This window comes from Hymenobacter sp. AT01-02 (assembly GCF_000961955.2).
Lineage (GTDB): Bacteria > Bacteroidota > Bacteroidia > Cytophagales > Hymenobacteraceae > Hymenobacter > Hymenobacter mucosus.
This window is the reverse complement of sequence record NZ_JZIR02000069.1, coordinates 1-21,221: the sequence shown is the minus strand read 5'-3', so window position 1 is coordinate 21,221 and position 21,221 is coordinate 1. Positions and strand designations below refer to the sequence as shown.

The following is a 21,221-nucleotide window of genomic DNA, read 5'->3' as shown; positions in this document are numbered from 1 at the left end:
CCTTACTGGAATATTGCGAACGACCACCTGACATGAACGAGAAGAAAACCGGACTGGAAGCCTTTGTGGAACGCCACCGCGCCGACTTCGACGCGTTTGAGCCGCGCCCCAACCTGTGGGACGACATCGAACTTGAGCTAGATACCCCTACCGCAACGGCAGACGACGTCGCGCCCCTGCGCATTGTACGCTTAGATGCTGGTATTCCAGTAGCCGAAGTGCCCGCTCCGCAGGCTCCGGCTGCTCCTGTTACGGCTGAGGTGCGCGCCGCACGCCCGTACGGTATTGCTGCTGCCGTAGCCGCACTAGCCTTGCTAGGAGGCTGGTTCTGGCAACAGCAGCACAGTGCGCCAAGCATCTGGATGCGCAGTACGGCCGCCCCAGTAGCCACGGCCGCACCAAGTGCCCGCACGTATGATGGCGTAGCGGCCACTGCGGCTGCAGCCAGCCCCGAGCAACGCTTGGCAGGTACAGTGCAGCGTATGGAGAGCTACTATGCTACCCAGATTACCGAGCGCCAGCAGGAGCTCCAAGCACTTGATGCCGAAACTAAAGCCGCACCGCGTGCTGACTGGCAGCAGGAGTTGACCGCGTTGGATTCAACTTACCAGCAGTTGAAAACGGAGCTGTACCGTAACCCGGAGCCCGATGTGGTCTTGGAAGCTATGAACCGCAACCTGCAGATTCGTTTGGACTTACTGACCCAGCAGCTGCGCACCCGGGAGCGGATTCGGGACTACCACAGCCAGCCCTATATGGTAGCTGAAACCCGCCGCACGCCTTGAGTATGCGGTTTTCTAAACTTGACACTTCCGTAGAAGTATTTCTGCGGCGTACTCTTCCCGTGGTGGGCTGGCTGCTCGGGGTGCCTGTGGCTATGGCGCAGGTAGTGCCCGTGCCAGCTAGCAACGCAGCGGTGCAGTACTACCAAGGAACTGAAGGCGCTAGCACTGTTGTGCCCCAGGGAACCCCTGCCGATGGACGCCAAGGTAGCACGGCGCAAGGCCCTCAGGAAGAAGCCACTACCCCGGCAGTAGAGAAGGTTCGTAAGCTGAGCCGCACGTTTGCAGCCAATGGCCGGCCTTTCTTCCTGGATACGCGCTACGGGCGCGTGCAAGTGAACGTGTGGAACCGCAACGAGGTACGCACCGACGTTGACATCATTACGCGGGCCGATAGTGAGGAGAAGGCTCAGCAGCTCCAGGACATGATTCAGGTGCAACTGCTAGACTACGATGCCGCTACCGGCGCCATTGCGGCCAAGTCGCGCTTTGGCGCAATGCCCCGGGAGTGCTGGAGCCGGACCAAGCTATACGAGGTAAACTACACCGTTTGGCTACCGAAAAATACCCCGCTACACCTCAACAATACATTCGGCGAAATCAGCCTGACCGGCGACATAAGCGGCCCTGCTGAGCTGGCAATTGAGTACGGGAGTCTGCGCACGGGCCGCTTGGAAGGGGCGCGCAACGTGCTGCGCATAAGCAACGGGCAATGTGCCATTCCGTTTGCGCACAAGGTGAGCATTGATGCTTCGTATTCCAAGGTTCGCCTGACAACTGGCGAAACCGTGGACCTGAACAATAACTACTCCGACATTGATATTGGCACCGTGCAGGACCTGACGGTGCACAGCAAGTACGGCGACGTAGCGCTGGGTACGGTTCGTAACCTGCGCGGCACTTCGGGCTACTCCAAGTTCAGCATTGATAAGCTCAGCAACCAGCTGAACATGACGGTGCAGTATTGCCCAAATTTTGAAGTGCGCAACACGGGGAAAAACTTCAGCCAGATTAATCTGCAGGGAGGCTACAGCACATTTTTACTCAACTTCCCCGACGGCGCAGCCTTTAACTTTGATGTAAATACAGACCACGGCAAACTCCTGGTTGATAAGCGGCTGGTGAAGGTGGAGTCAGAGGAAAACAGTCCTTCCTCTACCGATATGCAGGGCAGCTTTGGGGTAGTGCCCACCCGGCGTCCGGGCGGTGGTAACGTCAACATTAAGGTGCGCTACGGCAACGTCAGCTTCAATAAGTAAGCGCCAACGGCCTAAGTAAGGGGTAGAACGTAGACTCGGCTTCAGCAGCCGTCTGTGTTCTACCCCTTACCTTTTCCACATGATTCGATATTTACTCTTGGGGCTGCTAGGGTTGGTGCCGCTGGCTAGTGCCGCCCAAACTCATTCAGTTGCTATGTCTACTCCCGTTGCTTTGTCGTCGCCACTTCGTACCTATGCCTTGCGCTTGCGCCCCGGCGCGGACCTACGCCAGCAGCTGTTAGCCTTCACCCAGCAGCAAGGTATGCGGGCCGGGGCCGTGCTTACGTGCGTAGGGAGCCTAACCACTACCACGCTTCGGTTGGCCAACCGGGAGGCTCCTACGGTGTACCAAGGGCACTTTGAAATTGTCTCCCTAGTTGGAACGCTGTCAACGAACGGTAGCCACTTGCACCTGTCGGTGGCGGATTCTACGGGGCGCACTATCGGGGGGCACTTGCTCGACGGTAATATAGTGTATACTACCGCGGAAATCGTGGTGGGCGAGCTGCCGGAATTTGATTTTAAGCGGGAGCCTGATGCTACGTTTGGGTACCAAGAGCTGGTCGTCTATCCGTTAACGTCAGCTAGTAAAAAGAAAAAAGCCGCCCAAACGAAACAAAAGTAGCATCCCCGCGGAATCCAATTGGTGGATGTTGATTGTTGGCTGAAATGGAGGTATACTTGTGGAACTATCGGCAGGCCGTTACGGAGCGTAACCGCCGTAGATATTCTTCATTACGCTATCCTTTTCTTAGTTAATGCGCGTTTTTACAACGTCGGGCACCGTGCTGGCAGTGTGGGCGAGTGCCGTTACCGCGGGTTATGGGCAACAGCCCGCCGCTCTTGTTTCATCCAAACAAGCTTTCCAGGAAGGTATTGCCCTGCACGACAAAGGCGACTACGCCGGGGCCATCCGCACATACCTGTCAGTGCCTTCTTCTGATACGGCTTACGTATCTGTACTAGGTGAGCTGGGATTGTCTTATCTGCTGAACAAGCAATATCCGGAGGCCGTGCGCATTAGTCGCCAAGCCATTGACCTCGGCCAACACGAAGCGCAGCCCTACATAGTGTTGGCCGAAGCAGAGGAAAAGCAGGACCACCGGGAAGCAGCCCTAAAGGTGTACGCCGAAGGCCTGAAGCGCATGCCCTACAACCCCGCGCTGTGGTACAGCCAAGGAGTAGGCCAAGATGCTCTGCACCAGCCCCAAGCCGCCCTAGCTAGCTGGACACGCAGCTTGGAGCTGAAGCCCTTGTATGCGCCTACCCACCACCAACTGGCGTGGTTGGCCATTGAACAGGGACAGCCGGCGCGTAGCCTAATTAGCTTGCTGACGGCGCTAGCCCTCAGCCCCGATGGTGAAGGCAGCCAGCAAATGCTGCTGATGGCGGAGCAAATTGCCTCCAATAGCTTTGAGGTAGACGCCAACGCCAAAATAGCTCCCTTTGTGCCGAATGAGGTCTTTCAGGACCTGGACTTGCTACTGAATTCTAAGGTAGCACTGCGCAAGGACTACACTTCCAAGGTAAAGTTCGACGCCAATATTGTAAAGCAGGCCCAACTGCTAGTAGAGAAGTTTCCGGCTAGCCGCGGCGACCAAGAGACCGACTTGTGGCTGCGGGCGTACGGCCCGTTGGTAGATGTGCTACGCCGCGACGACAACCTAACGGCCTTCACCTACCTCGTCCTGTCGTCGGCCAGTGATAAGCGCGCTGCCCAGTGGCTAAAAAGCAACAAGGCCAAGGTGGAACGCATGAGCGAAGCCGTGTCGCCCGCTATTATGCAAATTCGTACCAGTCAGCTGATAGCAAGTGCGGCCCAGCCTCAGCGGCGCACCGGGTGGTTTGATGAAGGCGTACTCTACGGAATAGGAGAGGGTGAAAAGCTCAGCAACGGGGATGCCCGCCTACATGGCCCTTGGATATTCATAGACGAAGCTGGCTCCATAACGTCGGAAGGGAGCTTCAATGAGGCCGGTAAGCGCACGGGACACTGGCGTACTTACCACCCCAATGGCCGCCTCAACTTCGATACGAACTACGACTCCGAAGGCCGCCTCGATGGGCACTACCTGGAGTACCACGACAACGGGGCTTTATCGGTAGACGGAACGTACAAAGCTGGGGAGCTCGATGGCGCGGCCAAGCTTTTCCACTACTGCGGGGAGCTTAGTGAACAGCGCTCCTACCAAGTGGGAAATCGACAGGGAGAGGTTAAATATTATTACCCTGATGGCCGCCTGCGGTTGCAGAGCGCCTACCAGGCCGATAAAAAGCAGGGCTCCGAAATCGGTACCTACCCCGATGGCACGCCCGAGTACCGCTATGGGTACGCCAACGATAAAAAGCAGGGCCCCTTCGAAGTATACTACGCCGACAAGACCCTAGAGCGCAAGGGTACCTACGAGCAAGACGAGCTACACGGCCTGTACAGCGACTTCCATCCCAACGGTAAACCCGCTAGTACGGGTGCCTTCGACCACGGCCGCTACGCTGGCAACTGGAAAGTATACTACGCCACGGGCAAGCTCAGCATCGAGAAAAACTACGACTCGGCTACGGGAGAACTGCACGGCTCTTACAAGGATTACGATAGTCAAGGCCGCCTCAACGCTGAGTTAACCTACGACCAAGGCCGCGTAACACGTATTGCTTTCTTTGACGAGCAAGGCAAAGTGCGTACTCAAACCGACGTAGCCAAGAAAGGCAAAACCGTTGTGAAGGGCTTGCGCACCGACGGCAGCGCGGCATACACGGGCTCCTTCCTGAACGGGAAGCAAGATGGTGAGTGGCGCTGGAATTACCGCAACGGTAACGTGCAAACCGTGCGCCACTACACGGCTGGCAAGACCGAAGGGCTAGAGGAAGAGTATTTCAGCACCGGCCGTCTGCGGGAACGGAATTTCTATAAGGACGGGTCGTTGGAGGGGACGTACGAAAAATACTACCTCGATGGACAGCTGCAACGCGCTGGCAACTACCAGAGTGGACAGCAGCAGGGCCAGTGGAAGCAGTACTACGCCGATGGCAAACTTAGTGAGGAATACAACATCCTCAACGACCAAATGCACGGCGCCGCCCGCAGCTACTCGCCCGGTGGGCAGCTAACCCAAGAGCGGTGGATGGAGTATGGGCGTATGCTCCAGCTTACGGCTTACGACTCCGTAGGCCATGTAGTAGACCGAATCGTAATCGAGCCAACGACCAAAAGCCTGACCTTGCATTACCCAGGCGGCAAGCCTCGCATGGAAAGCAACATGCTATGTTATGACTATCAAGGCAATACGTCGTGGCGACTACCCAATGGCAAAACTGAAACTCAATATAGTTTGGACCGGGGCGACCGTAATGGTCAGTTCCGCGCCTATAGCTCGCAAACGGGCAAGCTGATTTCGGAGGGCTTCTACCGCAACGGTAAAAAAGAAGGCGAATGGAAGGCCTACTACCCGTCGGGCGTTCTTATGAACAAGGTACCTACCGTAATGATGAGGAAGAGGGAGAATGGCTGATCTACTTTGAAAACGGCCAGCTTGACCATACGCGCACGTACCAGAATGGGCGCTACGAGGGCATAGCACGCCAGTACAATATGCTGGGCGAGCTGATAGCGGAGAAACTGTACGAGGATAACGAGCTAGTGAGCTTCCGTAGCCCGGGTGCTGATGGAAAACCTGGTGCCGCAGCTTGGCAGCCGCTAGTGGGGCAAGTAAGTACCGCTTTTGCTAACGGCAAGCCCGCCGTGGCCGAATCCTATAAAGGGGGCTACTTCTCCGGCACCCGCACCTACTACTACAGAAACGGCCAGGTATTCCGTCGGGCCCAGAATTCGCAGGAGGGGACTCTGCAAGGCGTGCTCACCACCTACTACCCCAACGGCAAGGTACAGGAAGAAGAAAACTACGCCCACGACGAACTCCACGGCCGCTCGCGCTACTACCGCCCCGATGGCACCCTGGAACGGGAGGAGACCTACCGCGCCGGCGAAAAATACGGCCCCACGGTGTACTATGACACCCAAGGCAAACCGCTCAAGAAGGAGATTCACTGGAACACGTTTGTGTATGAAGCGCGCTAACCTATCGTCCTCTCCTTGGAGGCTGTGGCTTCTGTGTGGGCTGCTTTTAACCGGCTGGGCTCCCGCGCGGGCTCAGCAGCCAGTGCAGCTGCTCATGCAAATGAAGCAGCAATATCCTACGGCCAAAGCCGTCTACCTTGATTATCGGCAGGATGTAACGGTAGCCGTGAAAGGCGACTCCGTGCAGGTGCTGGCGCGCCACCACTACGACATGCTGCACCTTGACCCGCAGTCGGATATGTACGCTCCCGATCAGGTGTACAGCTCCCACTTCAACCGCCTGCAGAAAATCGAGGCGCGTACCTTGCTGCCTGCCACCAACGACTACAAAGCACTTAAGGTTACCGATTTTAAGGACCAGTTTGAGGTGCGGCCGGGGGTATTCTTTGATGATGCGCGGGTTACCAAGTTTAGCTACCCGGCTATTGCGCCCGGCGTGCGCACCGTGTGCGACTACACCATGCGCCAGCCCGATGCCCGCTTCCTCATGCCGTTCTATTTTGGCTCCTACTTGCCCGTGCGCCACGCCGAGCTAGTGGTTACGGCTCCGCGCGGTGTCCGCATCAATACCAAGGAGTTTCATATTCCCCAGGGTAGCGTCACGTTTACCAAAACCGAAAAAGGCGGCTCGGTTGTGTACCGTTGGGTAGCCGAGAACCTGCCACCCATGCAGCACGAAGACAATGCCCCCGAGGCGAGCTACTACGCTCCCCACGTGGTGTATTTCGTGGAAGAGGCCCTCGTGAACGGGCAGCCCCGCCGCCTGCTGGGAGGAGTGCCCGAACTGTACTCCCTCTACAAAGGCTTCGTAGTTAATCTCGATAAGCAAGAAAGCCCCGCCCTGCGCAAAGTGGTTGACTCCCTAGTAGTGGGGGCCCGCACCGAGCCGGAAAAGGTAGCCCGCATCTACTACTGGGTGCAGGACCACGTGCGCTACATTGCCTTTGAAAACGGCCTGCGGGGCTTTATTCCGCACGATGCTAGCCGCGTGTATGCTAACCGCTATGGCGACTGCAAGGACATGGCTAACCTGCTGCACGAAATGCTACGCATAGCGGGCGTGAAGTCATACCGGACTTGGATTGGCACCCGCGACCTGCCCTACCGCTATAGTGAGCTAGCCACGCCCGGGGTGGATAACCATATGATTACGACCTATGAGCCCCGACCGGGGGAGTACGTATTTCTCGACGCCACCAGTCAGCACACGCCCTTCGGCTTTCCTTCCTCCATGATTCAGGGTAAGGAAGCCCTGCTTGCCCTCGATGGCCAGCAGTGCAAGGTGGTGGAAGTGCCCATCATAAAGCGCGAGCAAAACCGCACCATAGATAGCTCCTTTGTGACGCTTGACGGCACGACGGGACTGCGCGGGATGGGTCAACGACGCGTAAGCGGCTACCCCAAAGTATTTGAGGCCTACCACCTTGATGGGCTGGGGAAAACTGACGAAGCCAAAGCCGTGAAGGGCATTTTGGAGCGCGGCAACAACAAGTTCTTTGTGGATAAGTACTCCGTACAGAACCTCGATGCCCGCGACCGTCCCCTCACCATCGACTACACCTACCGCCTGCAAGACTACGTGCAGCGCGTAGACGACGAGGTGTACGTGAACCTGAACCTGGAGCAGACCTACGGTACCGACCGCCTGGATGCTACCAAGCGCCACCTGGCCCGCACCAACGACTACTACCAAACTACGCGGACGCGCACCGAATTTGAAGTTCCAGCTGGCTATGAGGTGTCCTACCTGCCTGGCAATGCCCAACGCCAAGACTCCGTGCTGGGTTTCTCCATCAAGTATGAGCGGCAGGGCAACAAAATCATTCAGGAAAAGGAGCTCTACGTGAACTACCTCTTGCTGGAGCCCGCGCAGTTTGGGCAGTGGAATGCCGTAGTGGACCAGCTCAGCAGCGCCTACCGCGACGTTATTATCCTCAAGCGCAAGAAAGCCTAGTAGCTCTAGCTGAAGATGCGGCTGACGAACGGAGTCAGCTCGCATGGTTGGTATCTATCATACAAGATTGCGCCCGCTCGCCCGGGTAGGCGCTACCCCTTTTTACCCGTGATGTCTATCTTATTCCGCGGCCGCCAGGTGCTTACCCTGGTGGCCCTAGCGCTGCCTGCTGTGTTGCAGGCTCAAAGTCTGCCTGCTGGCCTTTCCTACAGCACCTACGATTGGGAGGCCCGGCGCAAGCCGATGACTCTAACTACCGCCGAAGCGCAAAATCCGGCCCTCATTCTGCGTGAGCTGCGCGTAGAAGAGTACGCCTTGGATGCGAAGCGCGAGCTGCACCTCTATTCTCTCGACCACCACATTGTGCGTGTGAATACCTCCGAGGGGATTGAGCGCTACAACAAAATCTACCTGCCCGTGCAGGATGGGGGCAAAGTGCTGTCGTTGAAGGCGCGCACCATCAGTCCACGTGGGGAAGTGGTGGAAATCGACGCCGCCAACATGAAGGAGCTAAAAGACCAAGATGGGGGCCGCGGCTTTAAAATCTTTGCGGTGGAGGGTTTGGAGAAAGGTAGCGAGATTGAATACCTCTTCACTCGGGAGCGGCCCGCCAACTACTTCGGCCGCAACTATATGCAAGATGAGGTGCCCGCCCGCGACGTAACCTTTGAGTTGATTACGCCCGAGTTTTTCACCTTTGAAGCCCGGCGCTACCCTAGCAGCACGTCCGTTGTTCTGCGCGACACGGTGCAAAACGAAAAACGCATTGTACGCCTAGCCCTGCACGATGTGCCCGCCGCCCGCGAAGAGACGTTTGCCAACATAAAGGCGGAGCGCCAGCGTGTAGAATACAAAATGGCGTATAGCCAAGCCCGCGGCCGTGAGCGGCTCTTCACCTGGGCCGATGCCAGTCAGTTCCTCTACCGGCGGGTATACGGGTGGACCAAAGACGAGCAGAAGGCTGTGGACAAGCTGCTCAAGCAAATGGCCTTGCCCCCTACCAATCAAGTGGTGGCTGCTGAGCAGTACATCAAGAAGAATTTCCGCCCCGATGATTCGGCGGGGGAGGACCTAGCGCACGTTATAACCACGCGTACTGGCTCCGAGGTAGGTATGGCCCGGCTCTACGCGGCCATTTTCAACCGCCTGAACATCACGCACGAGTTGGTGGTGACATCGGACCGGACGGACGCCGCTTTCGACAAGGAGTTTGACTCCTGGAATTACCTCGACCACTTTGTGTTCTTCTTTCCCTCCACAAAGCAGTGGTTGGCTCCGGGCCGTCCCGATTATCGGATGCCGCTGATTCCGGCGGAGTGGACGGCTAATGAGGCGTTGTTTGTGCGCACCGTGAAGCTGGGCAGCACTGAAACGGCCATAGGCAGCACGGGCTTCATTCCTACCCTTGCCGCCGACCAAAGCCCCAGCGACCTGGACATTGCCGTGCAGTTTGCGCCCAACCTAGACAAGAGCACTGTTACCATTCGTGAAACCCTGGGTGGCTACCACGCCCAGCAGATTCAGCCCTTCTACGGCCTGATTCCGGATGAGAAGCGCACCGAAGTACTGCAGGAACTCATTAAGAGCAACGTGCCCGATGCTACGTTCCAGCAAATAAAGGCTACCAACATTGAAACCGGCTTGAACCCGCTGGAAAAGCCATTCATTGTGGATGCCACAGTAGAATCGGTGGCGTTGCTGGACCGCGCCGGGCCCAAGTACCTGTTCAAAGTAGGTACGCTGCTAGGGCCGCAGTCGGAACTGTACCAGGCCGACGAGCGGCAGTACGACGTGGAAAACGACTTCAACCGCCGCTATAACCGCACCATCACGTTTGAGCTGCCCGCTGGTTATCAGGTACGCAACCTCAACGATTTGAACGTGGACATCAGCGCCGGCCCCACCGATAAAGGCCCCGAGTACTTGTTTAAATCGAGCTATGAGCAGCAGGGCCAGAAAGTCATCGTGACTATTCGGGAGTACTACCGCCAAATTCGCTGGCCCAAGAAGGACTTTGAAGCCTTCCGGGGAGTAGTAAACGCCGCCGCCAACTTCAATAAAGTAGTGCTGGTATTGGAAAAGAAAGGCTAGTCCCGTTTCTTTTCCCGAAGAGGCCCTGTCTTCTACCGAAGGCAGGGCCTTTGTGTGTCGTCGTTGGAAAGCGGAAATGCAACCTAACTGCTCAGCATGCCGAGCATTTTTTGTTCATTGCACCTCCCAACATACTCGCCATGAACGCCCAGCCCACCCCCACTACGCCCGATACGCCCCGCATGGCGCAGTTTCGGCGCACCATTCAGAATCCCCTGAAACTGCGGCTGTTTCTGCTGCGCCGCCTGCCTATGGCCTACCTAGCCGGCTTGCGCATTCGGGAGGTTACGCTGGGGCGTGCTACCGTTACGGTGCCCTTCAAGTACCTCACCAAAAACCCGTTCCGCAGCATCTACTTTGCCTGCCTGAGCATGGCCGCCGAAATGGCGAGCGGCTTGTTGGCCATGATGTACGTGCAAGATGGTACACCAGCTTCCATGCTAGTGGTAGGAATGGAAGCCAAGTTCACCAAGAAGGCCGTTGGGCGTATTGCTTTTACATGTGAGGATGGCGCTGCCATCGGGCAAGCCTTGGCCGAGAGTCGGGCTACTGGTGAAGGGCGCACCGTAGTATGCACCAGCACAGGGGTAGACCCAGCCGGAGACGTGGTAGCTACCTTCCGCATTACGTGGTCGTTTCGGGCGAAGCAGGCCTAAGGCGCGGGTTATTTCAACGTGTAGGTTTCTAGCTCCAAGCGGCGCTGGAGCAGGTCGGTGTCGCGGTAGAAAAGGTCGGCACGCGCCATACCCACGGCTGGTACCACCCACTCTTGCCGCCGCTGAATCTGAAGCGAAGCCGGGCTAGTGTAGTTGTACTGGTACTCTAGCTTATACTGCCGGCCCGTAAGCTTCTGACGCGAATCAGGGATGGGTTTCAGCTCCGCATCCGGCGTAGTCAGCACCCATAGGGTATAAGTCGGGTACACGTAGTTGTACCCAATATTGCCAGACGTAGCAGATGGATAAAGTAGGACGTCGAGGTTGCCCGCTACGTTGTAGTAGGCGTAGCCTCGTGAGGTGTTCTGAACGATGGTCCGGTCGTTGAGAATATACCAGGTGCTTTTGTTGATGGTTGTGTCGCGCAGCACCGTGCGGGTATAGATGCCCGAGGAATCGTACATGGTGCCGTTGCGCTCATAGAGGTAGACGCGGTACTGCCACCGGTTGCCAACCTGTAAAGGAATAACCTGCTCAACGGGAGGCTCCGGGTTGTCATCTTTGCTACAAGCAAACAAGAATACGTGGGCCGCAGCATAGATGGCAAGCAGATATAATCGGCGGTTCATTACAGGCGAGGATAAAGATCTTTCTACTAGAAAAGAACATAGAATACTTGGGCGCAAGCTACGGCTAAAACGGACTGCTACCAATGGCAAACGGCCCGCGTGCTTCCGGTAAAGCACGCGGGCCGTTTATGAGAACAGACCTATGAGAAAAGAACGCTATTCCTCGCGTAAGCCGTCCTTCGTGATAACATCAACCAATCCATCTTCACTGACTACAATAGCCAAGCAAGGGTAGGGCGAGCTGTCAACGTAACGAATGGCAGAGTTGTAGCGCGCACCGCGGGTACTGGTGCCGTGCCCGGAGGCCTTCCCGTCCAGAATCACCCCAATGGAGTAACAGTAAGACTCAGGATCGAGGAGGACGGCTCCATCGATGGCCGTTACCAGGCGGGTGATGAGTGGGGTGAGCGGTACCGGCTCGATAAGGGTGCACTGTAGCTTGAGACGATCAGCCTCGGCCAGGGCTTCGGTGGTGATGACAAGCAAGGTGCCATGCTTCTGCCGGCTGGCTTCTACCACAACATCCCAGAGCCGTTCCACTTTGGTAGGGTCGGTGAGGTGGAAGGTGCGCTTCAGGTCGCGGCGGAACTTGGCCCGGTTGAGCCGAGTACGGGGCAAGCTGGGTAAGCCGTAATGCGCCCGCATGAGTATCTGGCCGCCGTGCTGAAACTCCCAGGCGTAGTGATTCACGAAGTTGATAACAAACAAGTCTTCGCGCGTGGCATCGTACTGGCCGATCTGGCGACCCAGAGCATACACATTCTCGCCATCGGCCAGCAAGCTGATGTCGTGGGTAGTCATTTCCAGGAGTTTGCGAACGGCCCGGTAGTCGGTGAGTGGGGTAGGGCAGGTGAGGGCAAATACTTCCGATAGGTTGGGATGGCCGCGCCGCGCCAGTAAAACCTTGCCCACGCCTTCGGCGCCCTCGTACCGCAGCGAGGAAATGGTATTACAGGTAGCAAATAGCTTGGTAGCTGACGGGTTCATGCCCAGGCCCTGGGCCGGCGTATCCATAAACAGCTTGCCCGCCGCCCGAATCAGTTCGTCGGTTTCGCGGGGGCGCACCAGCAGGCCCGATCCGGGCTCGGGCTCCGTGAGGGATTTCAAGCACTCCTCGTGAAAACGAATGACGGCGGCCATGAGCAGGGAGTGCGATAGGGGCTTGCCATCGGTATAGAAACGGTTTTCCTGCAGCGCCGGGTAGCTGTTGACGGCTTTGCGGTTGAGGCGCAGCACGGGCACTACGTAGTGTCGGTCGATGGGTACCGGAGCCCCGGCAAATAGCACGTAGCGGCTCGGCGTGTCGGTAGCACTCAGCGCCTCTTGCACGGCCCGCCGGATACCCAGGGCCGAGAGCTTACGCTGAATCATCGTCTCGCTCATCAGCTCCCGCTCCGGTGGATTCCACGACTGAGTTAGTTGAAATACTCGTCCTTGCTCCACCAAGCCTTCAAACGAGCTGGGGTGCAAGCCGCAGTCTTCGGGCTCTAGGCACACAGAGGCCGGCTCGGCGTCTAATAGCTCTTCTGCTTCGGCCGGCAACGCCAGTAGTAGCACATAGGGGTCCAGGTCTTCGTCAAGCGTATCGAAAATGCCGGATGCTACTGCCTGAGCCGCCTGCCGAAACCGCGTTTGGTAGGGCCAAATGGAGTAAGAATCAGGAAGTGGCAGCGGCGTGCCGAAACCCACCGGGGGGGCAGATACTACAGGCAGGGGGGAAAGCATGAGCAGGAAAGAATAGAAGGGGCGGAGAACTGCCCTAAGGCAGCCAGACAGTAGTAGCCTCGTTGGCCTAGCTACAGAGGCAGACGAGGCAGCGCAGAAATTACTTTACGAAAGCGAAATATGTTGTGCTTGGCTAGCCGCTGGTGGGCTACAACGTAAATACAACCGGCAACACCATCTTTTGCTTCATGGGTTGGCCCTTATATGTGGCAGGCTGCCACTTAGGTGCTGCTTTGATGAGGCGAATAGCTTCTTCATCAAGGCCAGAGCCATGCGTTTGATGGGCTTGATGTCGGTGAGGGAGCCATCTTTCTGCACGACGAACTCCATCATGACGCGGCCCTGCACCTTGCGCTGCCGAGCTAGGGCGGGGTACTTCTGGTTCTGCTGAATCCACTCGAAGAACGCATCGGTGCCCCCAACGGGCCGGGCTGGCTGGTCGGGCGTTACAATCTGTGTAGTGGAGCCTTCGGCGGCAGCGCCACCAGGTGCCGCAGCGGTACCGCCGGCATTAGCCGGAATCTGAAAGGTAATTGGCACGTTCACGCGCTGGCGTACTACACCACCCCGGTGCTGGGCCGGCGTCCAGCGCGGCCCCCCTTTAATCAGGCGAATGGCTTCCGCATCCAACTCGGGCGAGACGGGTTGGGCCACGGTTACGTTGGAAATAGAGCCCGTCTTCTCCACCACAAAATTTACCGTAACAGTACCTTGGGTGCCACTTTGCAGAGCCGCCGTGGGGTATTGCTGCTTATCGGCTAGGTACTCAGCGTAGGCCTCCACACCACCTAGTGGCACGGCAGGCTTCTCCACCGCGTCGTAGATTTCGGAGGCGGCGGGCTGCTTAGGGTACTTCAGCTTCTGCTGAGCAACTACGGTAGTGAGGCCAGCTGGCGCCAAGGCCAGCAGCAAGACAAAACGGCGGAGAGTGGGCGTCATGAGCGAGGAAGTGTGATGCTTACAACCGCAAGCAACCGACACAACAACCGCACCAGCAGGCCCTGGGGTTCGCAGGGTGCGCAAAAAGCGCCGCAATTCGGTAGATTTGGCTTTATGGCACCCGACACTTCTTCCACTGCCCATACCTCTGGCCGGGCCCCCGAGCCGGTAGGTCTCTACCCCCACGCCCGGCGCGTCGGCAACCTCCTGTTCCTCTCCGGGGTAGGGCCCCGCCAGCGCGGTCAGCAACAAGTGCCCGGCGTAGAGCTGGCCGCCGATGGAAGTATAGTGGCCTACGACTTCGAGCGCCAGTGCCACGCCGTATTTCAGAACGTGCGCTACATCCTGGAAGAAGCCGGGGCCCGCTGGGAAGACCTGGTAGATGTGACCGTATACCTCACCAACATGCGCGCCGACTTCCCGACCTATAATCGCCTCTACGCCGAGTATTTCCGCAGCAACCAGCCCTGCCGCACTACCGTGGAAGTCAACTGCCTGCCCACGCCCATTGCCATCGAGCTAAAGTGCATTGCGGTAGTCAGCTGAGCCCAAGACGTATGAAAACATCTATTGCCCAGCAGGCTGGCTGGGCCAAGTACTGCTGGGCCTTGTTGGTATGGCTGATTAGCGGCCTCTCAGTACGGGCGCAGAATTCATGGGGCGCAGAGCATGTAGCCAAGCTCCAAGGCATGATGGGCGTGTACGAAGGCGACCTCAATGGGAAGTACCCCATCCGGCTAGTGCTGCGCCCTGGCAATACGGATAGCTCGGTAGTGGGCACCTATTATTACCTCTCGAAAGGCAAGCCGCTGGAATTACGAGGCCACATTCAGCCAAGCCTATCTACCCCAAGCATAGAGTTGCGGGAGTTGGCCCCGGCGGATACCGTACCCACTGGTTGGTTTAGCATAAGCTTGAGCTACTACCCGGAAGTGCTAGGTCACTGGTATAACAAATCAGGCACTACACTGCTACCCCTGCGAATGAAACGAATAAACGGAGCTGCTCAACCGTTGGTAGCCTCGGCTCAGGTTAAGTCTAAAACCTATCTGAAGTACTACACGGTGCCTGTGGTTACCGTGCCCAATGCTGCCTTAATGGCAATGCTAGACCAATATTTTTCTTTTGAAAGCCTAATGAGCCAGAGCCTGAGTAGCTTTCTCGAAGAGGTGCGGCAAAAGCAAAAAGACGGAGACCATACGGGCTTAGAAAGTATAGCGTATACCGAAAACTATAACGCCAATGGGCTATTAAGCATTACCGTTCGGCGAGATGTAATAGGGGCCAATGCTTGGCATAACTATGAGTCCCGAACCATTGATTTAAACACCGGCTTCCCCATAATACTCACTGATGAAATTCAGCCCCAGAAGCTTCAATCCTTCCTGGCGCTAGGGGAACGAAAGCTGCACCAAGAGGTACTGAAATACCTTTCTGTCCCGCAAAATGCGTTAAACCCAGTCGATAAGCAAGGTCTACTTGAGCAGCACTTTATGCTGAGTAGCACCGATGAATACGCTGTATTTGGCAATGAAATCCAGTGTCATCATTCCGTGAACTATGATGCCTTGTCAAATATGATATCCAAGTTATTTACGGATGAATTTATGGTGCATTTCACCACTGCTGAGTTAAAGTCATTTCTGAAACCGGAGAGCCCTTTACAACGCTTGCCTTAGCTATCCTTTCCGTGCGAATACTTTATGCAGCGGCCGTATTGCTGGCCCTGTGGAGCTGCGAATCGAAAACAACTACACCAGCCGTTACGGCAGCAACTCCTGCCACCGACTCTACCCGTACGGTGCCAGTGCTAGGCAGCTACAAAGGCTCCATTGCTGGTAGATACCCGTTCCGATTGGCCATTACCAGTCAGCTCAACAAGACAGAAGTAGTCGGTATATATTATTACCTCAAGCAGCAGAAACCCATTAGACTATGGGGAATACTGGCGCCTGATGGGGAGATATGGCTACGGGAAATAGACCCAGAACGCCCCGATACCGTGGCCACAGGCTGGGGCCCTGGGGGAAAAGCACGCCATCCCTTCGCGTATTTTCGGCTGCGCCCCGCCTCCCAGGGTAACCTAATCGTTACTTGGCAAGGCGCCAAATCAGACAAGCAGCTTCCGGCGCAGCTCACTCCCTACCACATCAGCGGGCCAGTGCAGAAAGCACACGTGAGTGAGCGGACCTACTTCGAGGAGTTTACGGCCCCGGAGTTCACCGTTTCTGACATGGGCGTCACGGAAAAGCTCTATTGGCTTTTTGACATAGAGAATCTATCGGAGCAAACCTTACAGGAATTACAGGAAGAGCACCGAAACCACGAAAACGGCGCATTCCAAGGCTACGGCGGCATAACCTCAGACGTGACCTATAACGACCGGGGCTTGCTGAGCGTGTCACTACGAGACGAATACACGTTCGCCAACGTAAACAGCCGATTTTGGACGATACTAGTGGACCTACGTACTGGCGAGACGCTTAACGAGAATGAACTTGACCCCGCAAAGGAAAAAGCTTTTCTGGCGGCCTGTGAAGCTCAACTACAGCAACAGCTGGCCGCTTACTTGGCCAGCGAAGCAGGCGGACTAGACTCGATAGATGCGGCTGGCCTACGTAGTCAACACATCGGGCCCGAAAAGTGGCCTGGTGATATGCGGATCGAGAAAAACGGCGTTTCCTTCAACTACTCCGTAGAGTACGACATGATGTCGAACTTCATGCGGAAGACCTATAACGAGCAGTTTCGCCTGTCCTTCACCTTTGCCGAAATGGCCCGCTATCTGAAGCCCAACAGCCCATTGCGCCGCTTGCAGTAGTAGCGCAAGTAAATAAGCATGGACGTGCCCACTACCCGAGCACGTGTAAAGCCGATAGGCCTAGCGCCACCCTTTGTACCTTCGTGGCTTCACTGAATTTGCTGCCGTGCCCGTTTCTTCTGCTACTCGTACCCTGTCCGTTTCGCCTGCTGAGCTTTTCCAGGAAAACCTAGCCCACTACACCGAGCGCGAAGCCTACTTTGCGGGGCGGCACCGCCTGGTGGCCCTGGTGCGGCTGCTGGTATTTGTGGGGGCTGGCGCGGGCGCCTGGGTTCTGTTTTCGGCCGGGCGAACTACGGTGGCATTCGGCGTGCTTTTCGTAGCCTACCTCGTGTTCTTAGGGCTTGTGCGCTGGCATACGGCCGTGGGCTACCAACGGGAGCACTTCCGCCTGCTGGCCCAACTCAACCGCGACGAGCAAACGCGCCTAGCAGGCCAGCTTGCGGGCTTTGACCCAGGACTCCGCTACCTCGACGTGCAGCATCCCTACGCCGCCGACCTTGATGTATTTGGCCCGCATTCCCTGTTTCAGCTTCTCAACCGTAGTACTTCCCGCTTGGGGCAAGACTGGCTGGCAGCTTGGCTTCTAACCCCCAGCTTGCCCACAGCGGTGCAAGAGCGGCAGCAAGCCACCGCCGAGCTAGCGCCCGACGTGGCCTGGCAGCAAGAGTGGCAGGCCCGCGCCCGGCACTACCCCCGGCAAGAGTCGGACCCACGGCAGTTTGCGACCTGGCTGCGGCACCCCAACTTTTTTGCGGGCAAAGGCTGGCTACTGCCCGTAATGATGGTTTTGCCGGTAGTGGCTGTGGGGGGCGTAGTGTGGCTGCTGAGCGGCCATGGCGTGTGGGTGTTGCTAGGCGCACTGGTGCTTACTGGCAGCTTAAATGCCCGCTTTGGCGCCGTGCGAGCCGACTACTACACCCAGGCCACCGCCATGCGCGACGCCCTCCGGGCAGCGCACGACCAACTAGCCTTATTTGAGGCGCGGGAGTGGCAGGCACCTGTGTTGCGCCGGTTGCACCGCACGCTGCAGGTAGCCGAAGGCACTTCGGCGGCAGCCTTACTCAACCAATTGGCACGCATTGCGGGGTGGTTTTCCTTGCGCCAAAACCCCGCCGTAGCGGGTGCTGTGAACGGGCTTTTCCTCTGGGACCTGTGGGGAGTGTGGCAACTTGATAATTGGAAAAGCCAGCTAGCTGGCGGACTAGAGCCCTTGATGGAGGCCGCCGCCGAGCTAGATGCATTGGTAAGCTTGGCGGCTTTCCGGTTTGCCAACCCAACCTATTCCGAGCCTACTCTGAGTGCAGAAACCTTGGAAGTGGTAGCGGAAGGTTTGGGCCATCCGCTGATTTTCGATCATCAGCGCATTACCAACGATTTCAGTACCCGCGGTGCCGGCCAAACCGTAGTAGTGACGGGGTCCAACATGGCCGGAAAAAGCACGTTTCTGCGCACGGTGGGCCTGAACTTGGTACTGGCCCAGGCAGGGGCAGTAGTGGCGGCCCGTCGTTTTCATAGCAGTCCGGCGCAGGTATACACGGCCATGCGTACCAATGACAACCTGGCCGAAAACACGTCTTCTTTCTACGCCGAGCTCAAGCGCCTCCGCTTACTACTGGACTTGGCCGAGGCACCAGCCGCGGCGGAGCTACCTATTTTCTACCTGCTCGATGAAATTCTGAAGGGTACCAATTCTCAGGACCGCCACCGCGGGGCGCGGGCGTTGGTACACCAGCTTCGTCAGCGGCCGGCAAGTGGCCTCATCAGCACCCACGACTTAGAACTGGCGGCCCTGGAGGAAGAACTGCCCGGCACCGTGCGCAACTTCAGCTTCAATAGTTTTCTGGAGCCCGACGGCACCTTGCGCTTCGACTACCACCTCACGCCCGGGGTGTGCCGGGCCTTCAACGCCAGCCAGCTCATGCGCCTAATGGGCATTGTGCTGGAATAGGTGAAAAGAAACTTTGGTAAAGGAAACACGAGAGTAGCCGTGGGCCGTAAGCGTAGGTAGTGCAAGCCAAGAGCCTGTTAAGTAAATTCAAGCTCAGGGCGCTAGTTTGCTGTTCCCTGAAGTTCTCACATTACCCCGCTTACCCGTGTACATCCGCGAAAATCTGCGCTGGCGCATCATCTGGAAATTAGGCTGGAAGCCTATCGTCCTGTTTACCCTGTACAGCGGACTGGTATGCCTGATCTACGGGCCCCTCCACTTTCGTTCGGTGGCTATTCCGTGGCAGCCGGTAGCTACGCTGGGTACGGCAGTTGCCTTTTACATTGGCTTCAAAAACAACGGCTCGTACGACCGTTTCTGGGAGGGGCGGCAGCTCTGGGGAGGTATTGTGAACAGCAGCCGCACCAGTGCCGTCCAAATTCTGGAGTTCATCACCTCTGTAGTAGATGCCCCTGGCGTGGAAGCCCCACGCGCCTCGGCCTCCGAGCTAACCGAGCGTCACCGCCGACTGGTGTACCGGCAAATAGCATGGTGCAATGCCCTGCGCATTCATTTGCGCCGCCAGCCGGGGCAGTGGGATGCCGCCGTAGCGCCATTTTTGGACGAGGAAGAATCGGAGAAGTTGCGCAACACGGCCAACCCACCCGCCCAGCTCATTCGGCAACAGGCTGCCGCCCTGCGCATATTGCGCGAGGAGCGCGGCCTACTCAACGACTTCCAGCACGTGACGATGATGAACACGCTGGAAACGCTTTATAACTTGCAAGGCGGCTGCGAGCGGATCAAGAACACGCCTTTCCCGCGCCAGTATGCCTTCTACAGTATGTTGTTCGTGTACTTATTCACGGCCTTAATGCCCCTGGGTCTGGTCACGGAGTTTGCTAAGCTGGGGCCCTTGCACATGTGGCTCACCGTGCCCTTCTCGGTGCTGGTGTCGTGGGTGTTTGCTACCATTGAAACAGTAGGCCATAACAGTGAAAATCCCTTCGAGAACAACATGAACGACGTGCCAATGACGTCGATTTGCCGGTCCATTGAAATTGACCTGCGCCAGATGCTGGGCGAAACGGAGGTGCCGCCGAAGTTGGAACCCGTAGACGATATTTTGTACTAGGTCTTGCAACGTATGTAGCCCGGCCGGCTCTCTACTAGGTACCTTATTTTGGCCTACTATGAAAAAGAGCTTGTGTTTCGTGTTAGGAGGGCTTACGGCGCTGGCTACCGCCTGCGACCACTCACTTTTTGGGGACGACTATCCCGTACTAGTGCAGTACGCACAGACTGGCTGCGCTGATCCGTGGGCCGATAAAGGGCAGAACACACCTGCTGGCTTTCGTAATGCTGCAGAGCAATATTTGGAAACTAGAGGCATAATTCTGGATAACGTGCAAATCAATACAGGTACTGCTGATGTGTGCTTTGCCTGCTTCTGCAAAACCGGTCAGGTCCTGATTGCCAGCGCAAAAGAAGAAGATGTGCCAGCCTTAGTAGACCTCGGCTTTCAGAGAAAATAAAGGCAGAAAACCAAGCTGGGCGTTAACAAGCTCTCGGGCGGGGGCGTAGAGGAAAAGCAACTTCACCTTTCCCTATTGCTTCTACTATGGCTATCACCCCTAAGCCCGCCCATTCATCTGGTGTTACCGAGTCATCGTGGTTTGCTACGGCTGCGCCGCTGCCTACTTATCCGCGTCTTTCTAGCTCACTTACTACCGATGTAGTGATTGTGGGCGGTGGCATTGCGGGCCTCACCACGGCCTACTTGCTGGGCCGGGCGAGCAAGCAGGTAGTAGTACTTGAAGATGGGGAGCTAGCCAGCGGGGAAAGCGGCCGCACTACGGCCCACCTGTCTTTTGCTCTCGACGACCGATATACAACCCTGGAAGAACTATTTGGCAAGGAGGGAGCCCAGCTGGCGGCTGAAAGCCACCGCACCGCGGTAGATGTAATAGAAGAAATTGTGCAGCGGGAGAACATCGATTGTGATTTCACCCGTCTCGACGGCTACTTGTTTCTTCCGCAAACCGGGACCCCCAAGGAGCTAGACGAAGAGCTGGCAGCCGCTACCCGCGCCGGGCTGCAAGGCCTGCGCCGCCAAGCTACCGCCGGCACCCAAGGCTTCGAGCCGGGCGAGTGCCTGGTGTTTCCCAACCAGGGCCAGTTTCATATTCTGAAGTACCTACGCGGCCTGGCCGAAGCCATTACGCGGCAGGGTGGGCGCATCTTTACCAACACCCACGTAGAAGCGGTGCAGGGTGGCAAGGATGCGCGTGCCGTAGTGCGCGAAGGCCTTGAGGTGCAGGCTCAGGCAGTAGTAGTGGCTACCAATACACCCTTCAACG

The 21,221-nt window shown here is 57.1% G+C and carries 17 protein-coding genes and 1 pseudogene; 15 read left to right on the top strand and 3 right to left on the bottom strand.

Annotated elements, in window-relative coordinates:
• Window positions 1-32: 32 nt before the first annotated feature.
• The 8 genes from VI25_RS17910 to VI25_RS17875 all read left to right on the top strand — a co-directional run bounded on the left by VI25_RS17910 (window position 33) and on the right by VI25_RS17875 (window position 10,817).
• Window positions 33-785, top strand: a complete 753-nt coding sequence (locus VI25_RS17910) for a hypothetical protein (protein ID WP_045688304.1) — start codon at window positions 33-35, stop codon at window positions 783-785.
• A gap of 2 nt (window positions 786-787) precedes the next feature.
• On the top strand, window positions 788-2,041 hold the full coding sequence (locus VI25_RS17905) for a hypothetical protein (RefSeq protein ID WP_045688303.1): 1,254 nt from the start codon (window positions 788-790) through the stop codon (window positions 2,039-2,041).
• Between the two features lie 79 nt (window positions 2,042-2,120).
• Complete coding sequence (locus VI25_RS17900; RefSeq protein WP_045688302.1) at window positions 2,121-2,666, top strand: PPC domain-containing DNA-binding protein; 546 nt, start codon at window positions 2,121-2,123, stop codon at window positions 2,664-2,666.
• Between the two features lie 133 nt (window positions 2,667-2,799).
• Complete coding sequence (locus VI25_RS17895) at window positions 2,800-5,550, top strand: hypothetical protein (RefSeq protein WP_045688301.1); 2,751 nt, start codon at window positions 2,800-2,802, stop codon at window positions 5,548-5,550.
• Entirely contained in the window at window positions 5,472-6,116 is a 645-nt protein-coding gene (locus VI25_RS17890; protein WP_045688300.1) for a toxin-antitoxin system YwqK family antitoxin, read from the top strand. The genes VI25_RS17895 and VI25_RS17890 overlap by 79 nt, the downstream gene beginning before the upstream one ends.
• Complete coding sequence (locus VI25_RS17885; RefSeq protein ID WP_161806974.1) at window positions 6,103-8,070, top strand: DUF3857 domain-containing protein; 1,968 nt, start codon at window positions 6,103-6,105, stop codon at window positions 8,068-8,070. The genes VI25_RS17890 and VI25_RS17885 overlap by 14 nt, the downstream gene beginning before the upstream one ends.
• A gap of 111 nt (window positions 8,071-8,181) precedes the next feature.
• Window positions 8,182-10,161, top strand: a complete 1,980-nt coding sequence (locus VI25_RS17880; RefSeq protein WP_045688298.1) for a DUF3857 domain-containing protein — start codon at window positions 8,182-8,184, stop codon at window positions 10,159-10,161.
• 140 nt (window positions 10,162-10,301) lie between these two features.
• Window positions 10,302-10,817: a DUF4442 domain-containing protein gene (locus VI25_RS17875; RefSeq protein ID WP_052695170.1), complete on the top strand. Its 516-nt coding sequence runs from the start codon at window positions 10,302-10,304 to the stop codon at window positions 10,815-10,817.
• Between the two features lie 8 nt (window positions 10,818-10,825).
• On the opposite strand, the gene VI25_RS17870 is transcribed toward VI25_RS17875, so the two are convergent.
• The 3 genes and pseudogenes from VI25_RS17870 to VI25_RS17860 all read right to left on the bottom strand — a co-directional run bounded on the left by VI25_RS17870 (window position 10,826) and on the right by VI25_RS17860 (window position 14,110).
• Window positions 10,826-11,446 carry a hypothetical protein gene (locus VI25_RS17870; RefSeq protein ID WP_045688297.1) on the bottom strand — a complete coding sequence of 207 codons (621 nt, stop codon included), beginning with the start codon at window positions 11,444-11,446 and terminating at the stop codon, window positions 10,826-10,828.
• A 156-nt stretch (window positions 11,447-11,602) separates the two neighbouring features.
• Window positions 11,603-13,171 carry a diadenylate cyclase gene (locus tag VI25_RS17865; protein ID WP_052695169.1) on the bottom strand — a complete coding sequence of 523 codons (1,569 nt, stop codon included), beginning with the start codon at window positions 13,169-13,171 and terminating at the stop codon, window positions 11,603-11,605.
• Between the two features lie 148 nt (window positions 13,172-13,319).
• Window positions 13,320-14,110 (bottom strand): annotated as a pseudogene (locus VI25_RS17860) (energy transducer TonB).
• 114 nt (window positions 14,111-14,224) lie between these two features.
• On the opposite strand from VI25_RS17860, the gene VI25_RS17855 reads away from it, so the two are divergent.
• The 7 genes from VI25_RS17855 to VI25_RS17825 all read left to right on the top strand — a co-directional run.
• Window positions 14,225-14,656, top strand: a complete 432-nt coding sequence (locus VI25_RS17855) for a RidA family protein (protein WP_045688295.1) — start codon at window positions 14,225-14,227, stop codon at window positions 14,654-14,656.
• An 11-nt stretch (window positions 14,657-14,667) separates the two neighbouring features.
• Complete coding sequence (locus VI25_RS17850) at window positions 14,668-15,789, top strand: hypothetical protein (RefSeq protein ID WP_045688294.1); 1,122 nt, start codon at window positions 14,668-14,670, stop codon at window positions 15,787-15,789.
• 11 nt (window positions 15,790-15,800) lie between these two features.
• Window positions 15,801-16,931: a hypothetical protein gene (locus VI25_RS17845; protein WP_152981688.1), complete on the top strand. Its 1,131-nt coding sequence runs from the start codon at window positions 15,801-15,803 to the stop codon at window positions 16,929-16,931.
• A gap of 106 nt (window positions 16,932-17,037) precedes the next feature.
• Entirely contained in the window at window positions 17,038-18,882 is a 1,845-nt protein-coding gene (locus tag VI25_RS17840; protein ID WP_152981687.1) for a MutS-related protein, read from the top strand.
• A gap of 145 nt (window positions 18,883-19,027) precedes the next feature.
• A complete protein-coding gene (locus tag VI25_RS17835; protein WP_045688292.1) occupies window positions 19,028-19,996 on the top strand; it encodes a bestrophin family protein in 969 nt (322 codons plus the stop codon).
• A gap of 58 nt (window positions 19,997-20,054) precedes the next feature.
• Entirely contained in the window at window positions 20,055-20,396 is a 342-nt protein-coding gene (locus VI25_RS17830) for a hypothetical protein (RefSeq protein WP_045688291.1), read from the top strand.
• Between the two features lie 86 nt (window positions 20,397-20,482).
• Window positions 20,483-21,221 (top strand): NAD(P)/FAD-dependent oxidoreductase (locus VI25_RS17825; protein WP_152981686.1); only part of this gene is annotated, 739 nt, incomplete at its 3' end.

What these genes read in the sequence shown, in the direction of transcription:
- VI25_RS17910 (WP_045688304.1), top strand. Translation starts at nt 33, where the DNA reads ATGAACGAGAAGAAAACCGGACTGGAAGCCTTTGTGGAACGCCACCGC.
- VI25_RS17905 (WP_045688303.1), top strand. Translation starts at nt 788, where the DNA reads ATGCGGTTTTCTAAACTTGACACTTCCGTAGAAGTATTTCTGCGGCGT.
- VI25_RS17900 (WP_045688302.1), top strand. Translation starts at nt 2,121, where the DNA reads ATGATTCGATATTTACTCTTGGGGCTGCTAGGGTTGGTGCCGCTGGCT.
- VI25_RS17895 (WP_045688301.1), top strand. Translation starts at nt 2,800, where the DNA reads ATGCGCGTTTTTACAACGTCGGGCACCGTGCTGGCAGTGTGGGCGAGT.
- VI25_RS17890 (WP_045688300.1), top strand. Translation starts at nt 5,472, where the DNA reads ATGGAAGGCCTACTACCCGTCGGGCGTTCTTATGAACAAGGTACCTAC.
- VI25_RS17885 (WP_161806974.1), top strand. Translation starts at nt 6,103, where the DNA reads ATGAAGCGCGCTAACCTATCGTCCTCTCCTTGGAGGCTGTGGCTTCTG.
- VI25_RS17880 (WP_045688298.1), top strand. Translation starts at nt 8,182, where the DNA reads ATGTCTATCTTATTCCGCGGCCGCCAGGTGCTTACCCTGGTGGCCCTA.
- VI25_RS17875 (WP_052695170.1), top strand. Translation starts at nt 10,302, where the DNA reads ATGAACGCCCAGCCCACCCCCACTACGCCCGATACGCCCCGCATGGCG.
- VI25_RS17870 (WP_045688297.1), bottom strand. Translation starts at nt 11,446, where the DNA reads ATGAACCGCCGATTATATCTGCTTGCCATCTATGCTGCGGCCCACGTA.
- VI25_RS17865 (WP_052695169.1), bottom strand. Translation starts at nt 13,171, where the DNA reads ATGCTTTCCCCCCTGCCTGTAGTATCTGCCCCCCCGGTGGGTTTCGGC.
- VI25_RS17855 (WP_045688295.1), top strand. Translation starts at nt 14,225, where the DNA reads ATGGCACCCGACACTTCTTCCACTGCCCATACCTCTGGCCGGGCCCCC.
- VI25_RS17850 (WP_045688294.1), top strand. Translation starts at nt 14,668, where the DNA reads ATGAAAACATCTATTGCCCAGCAGGCTGGCTGGGCCAAGTACTGCTGG.
- VI25_RS17830 (WP_045688291.1), top strand. Translation starts at nt 20,055, where the DNA reads ATGAAAAAGAGCTTGTGTTTCGTGTTAGGAGGGCTTACGGCGCTGGCT.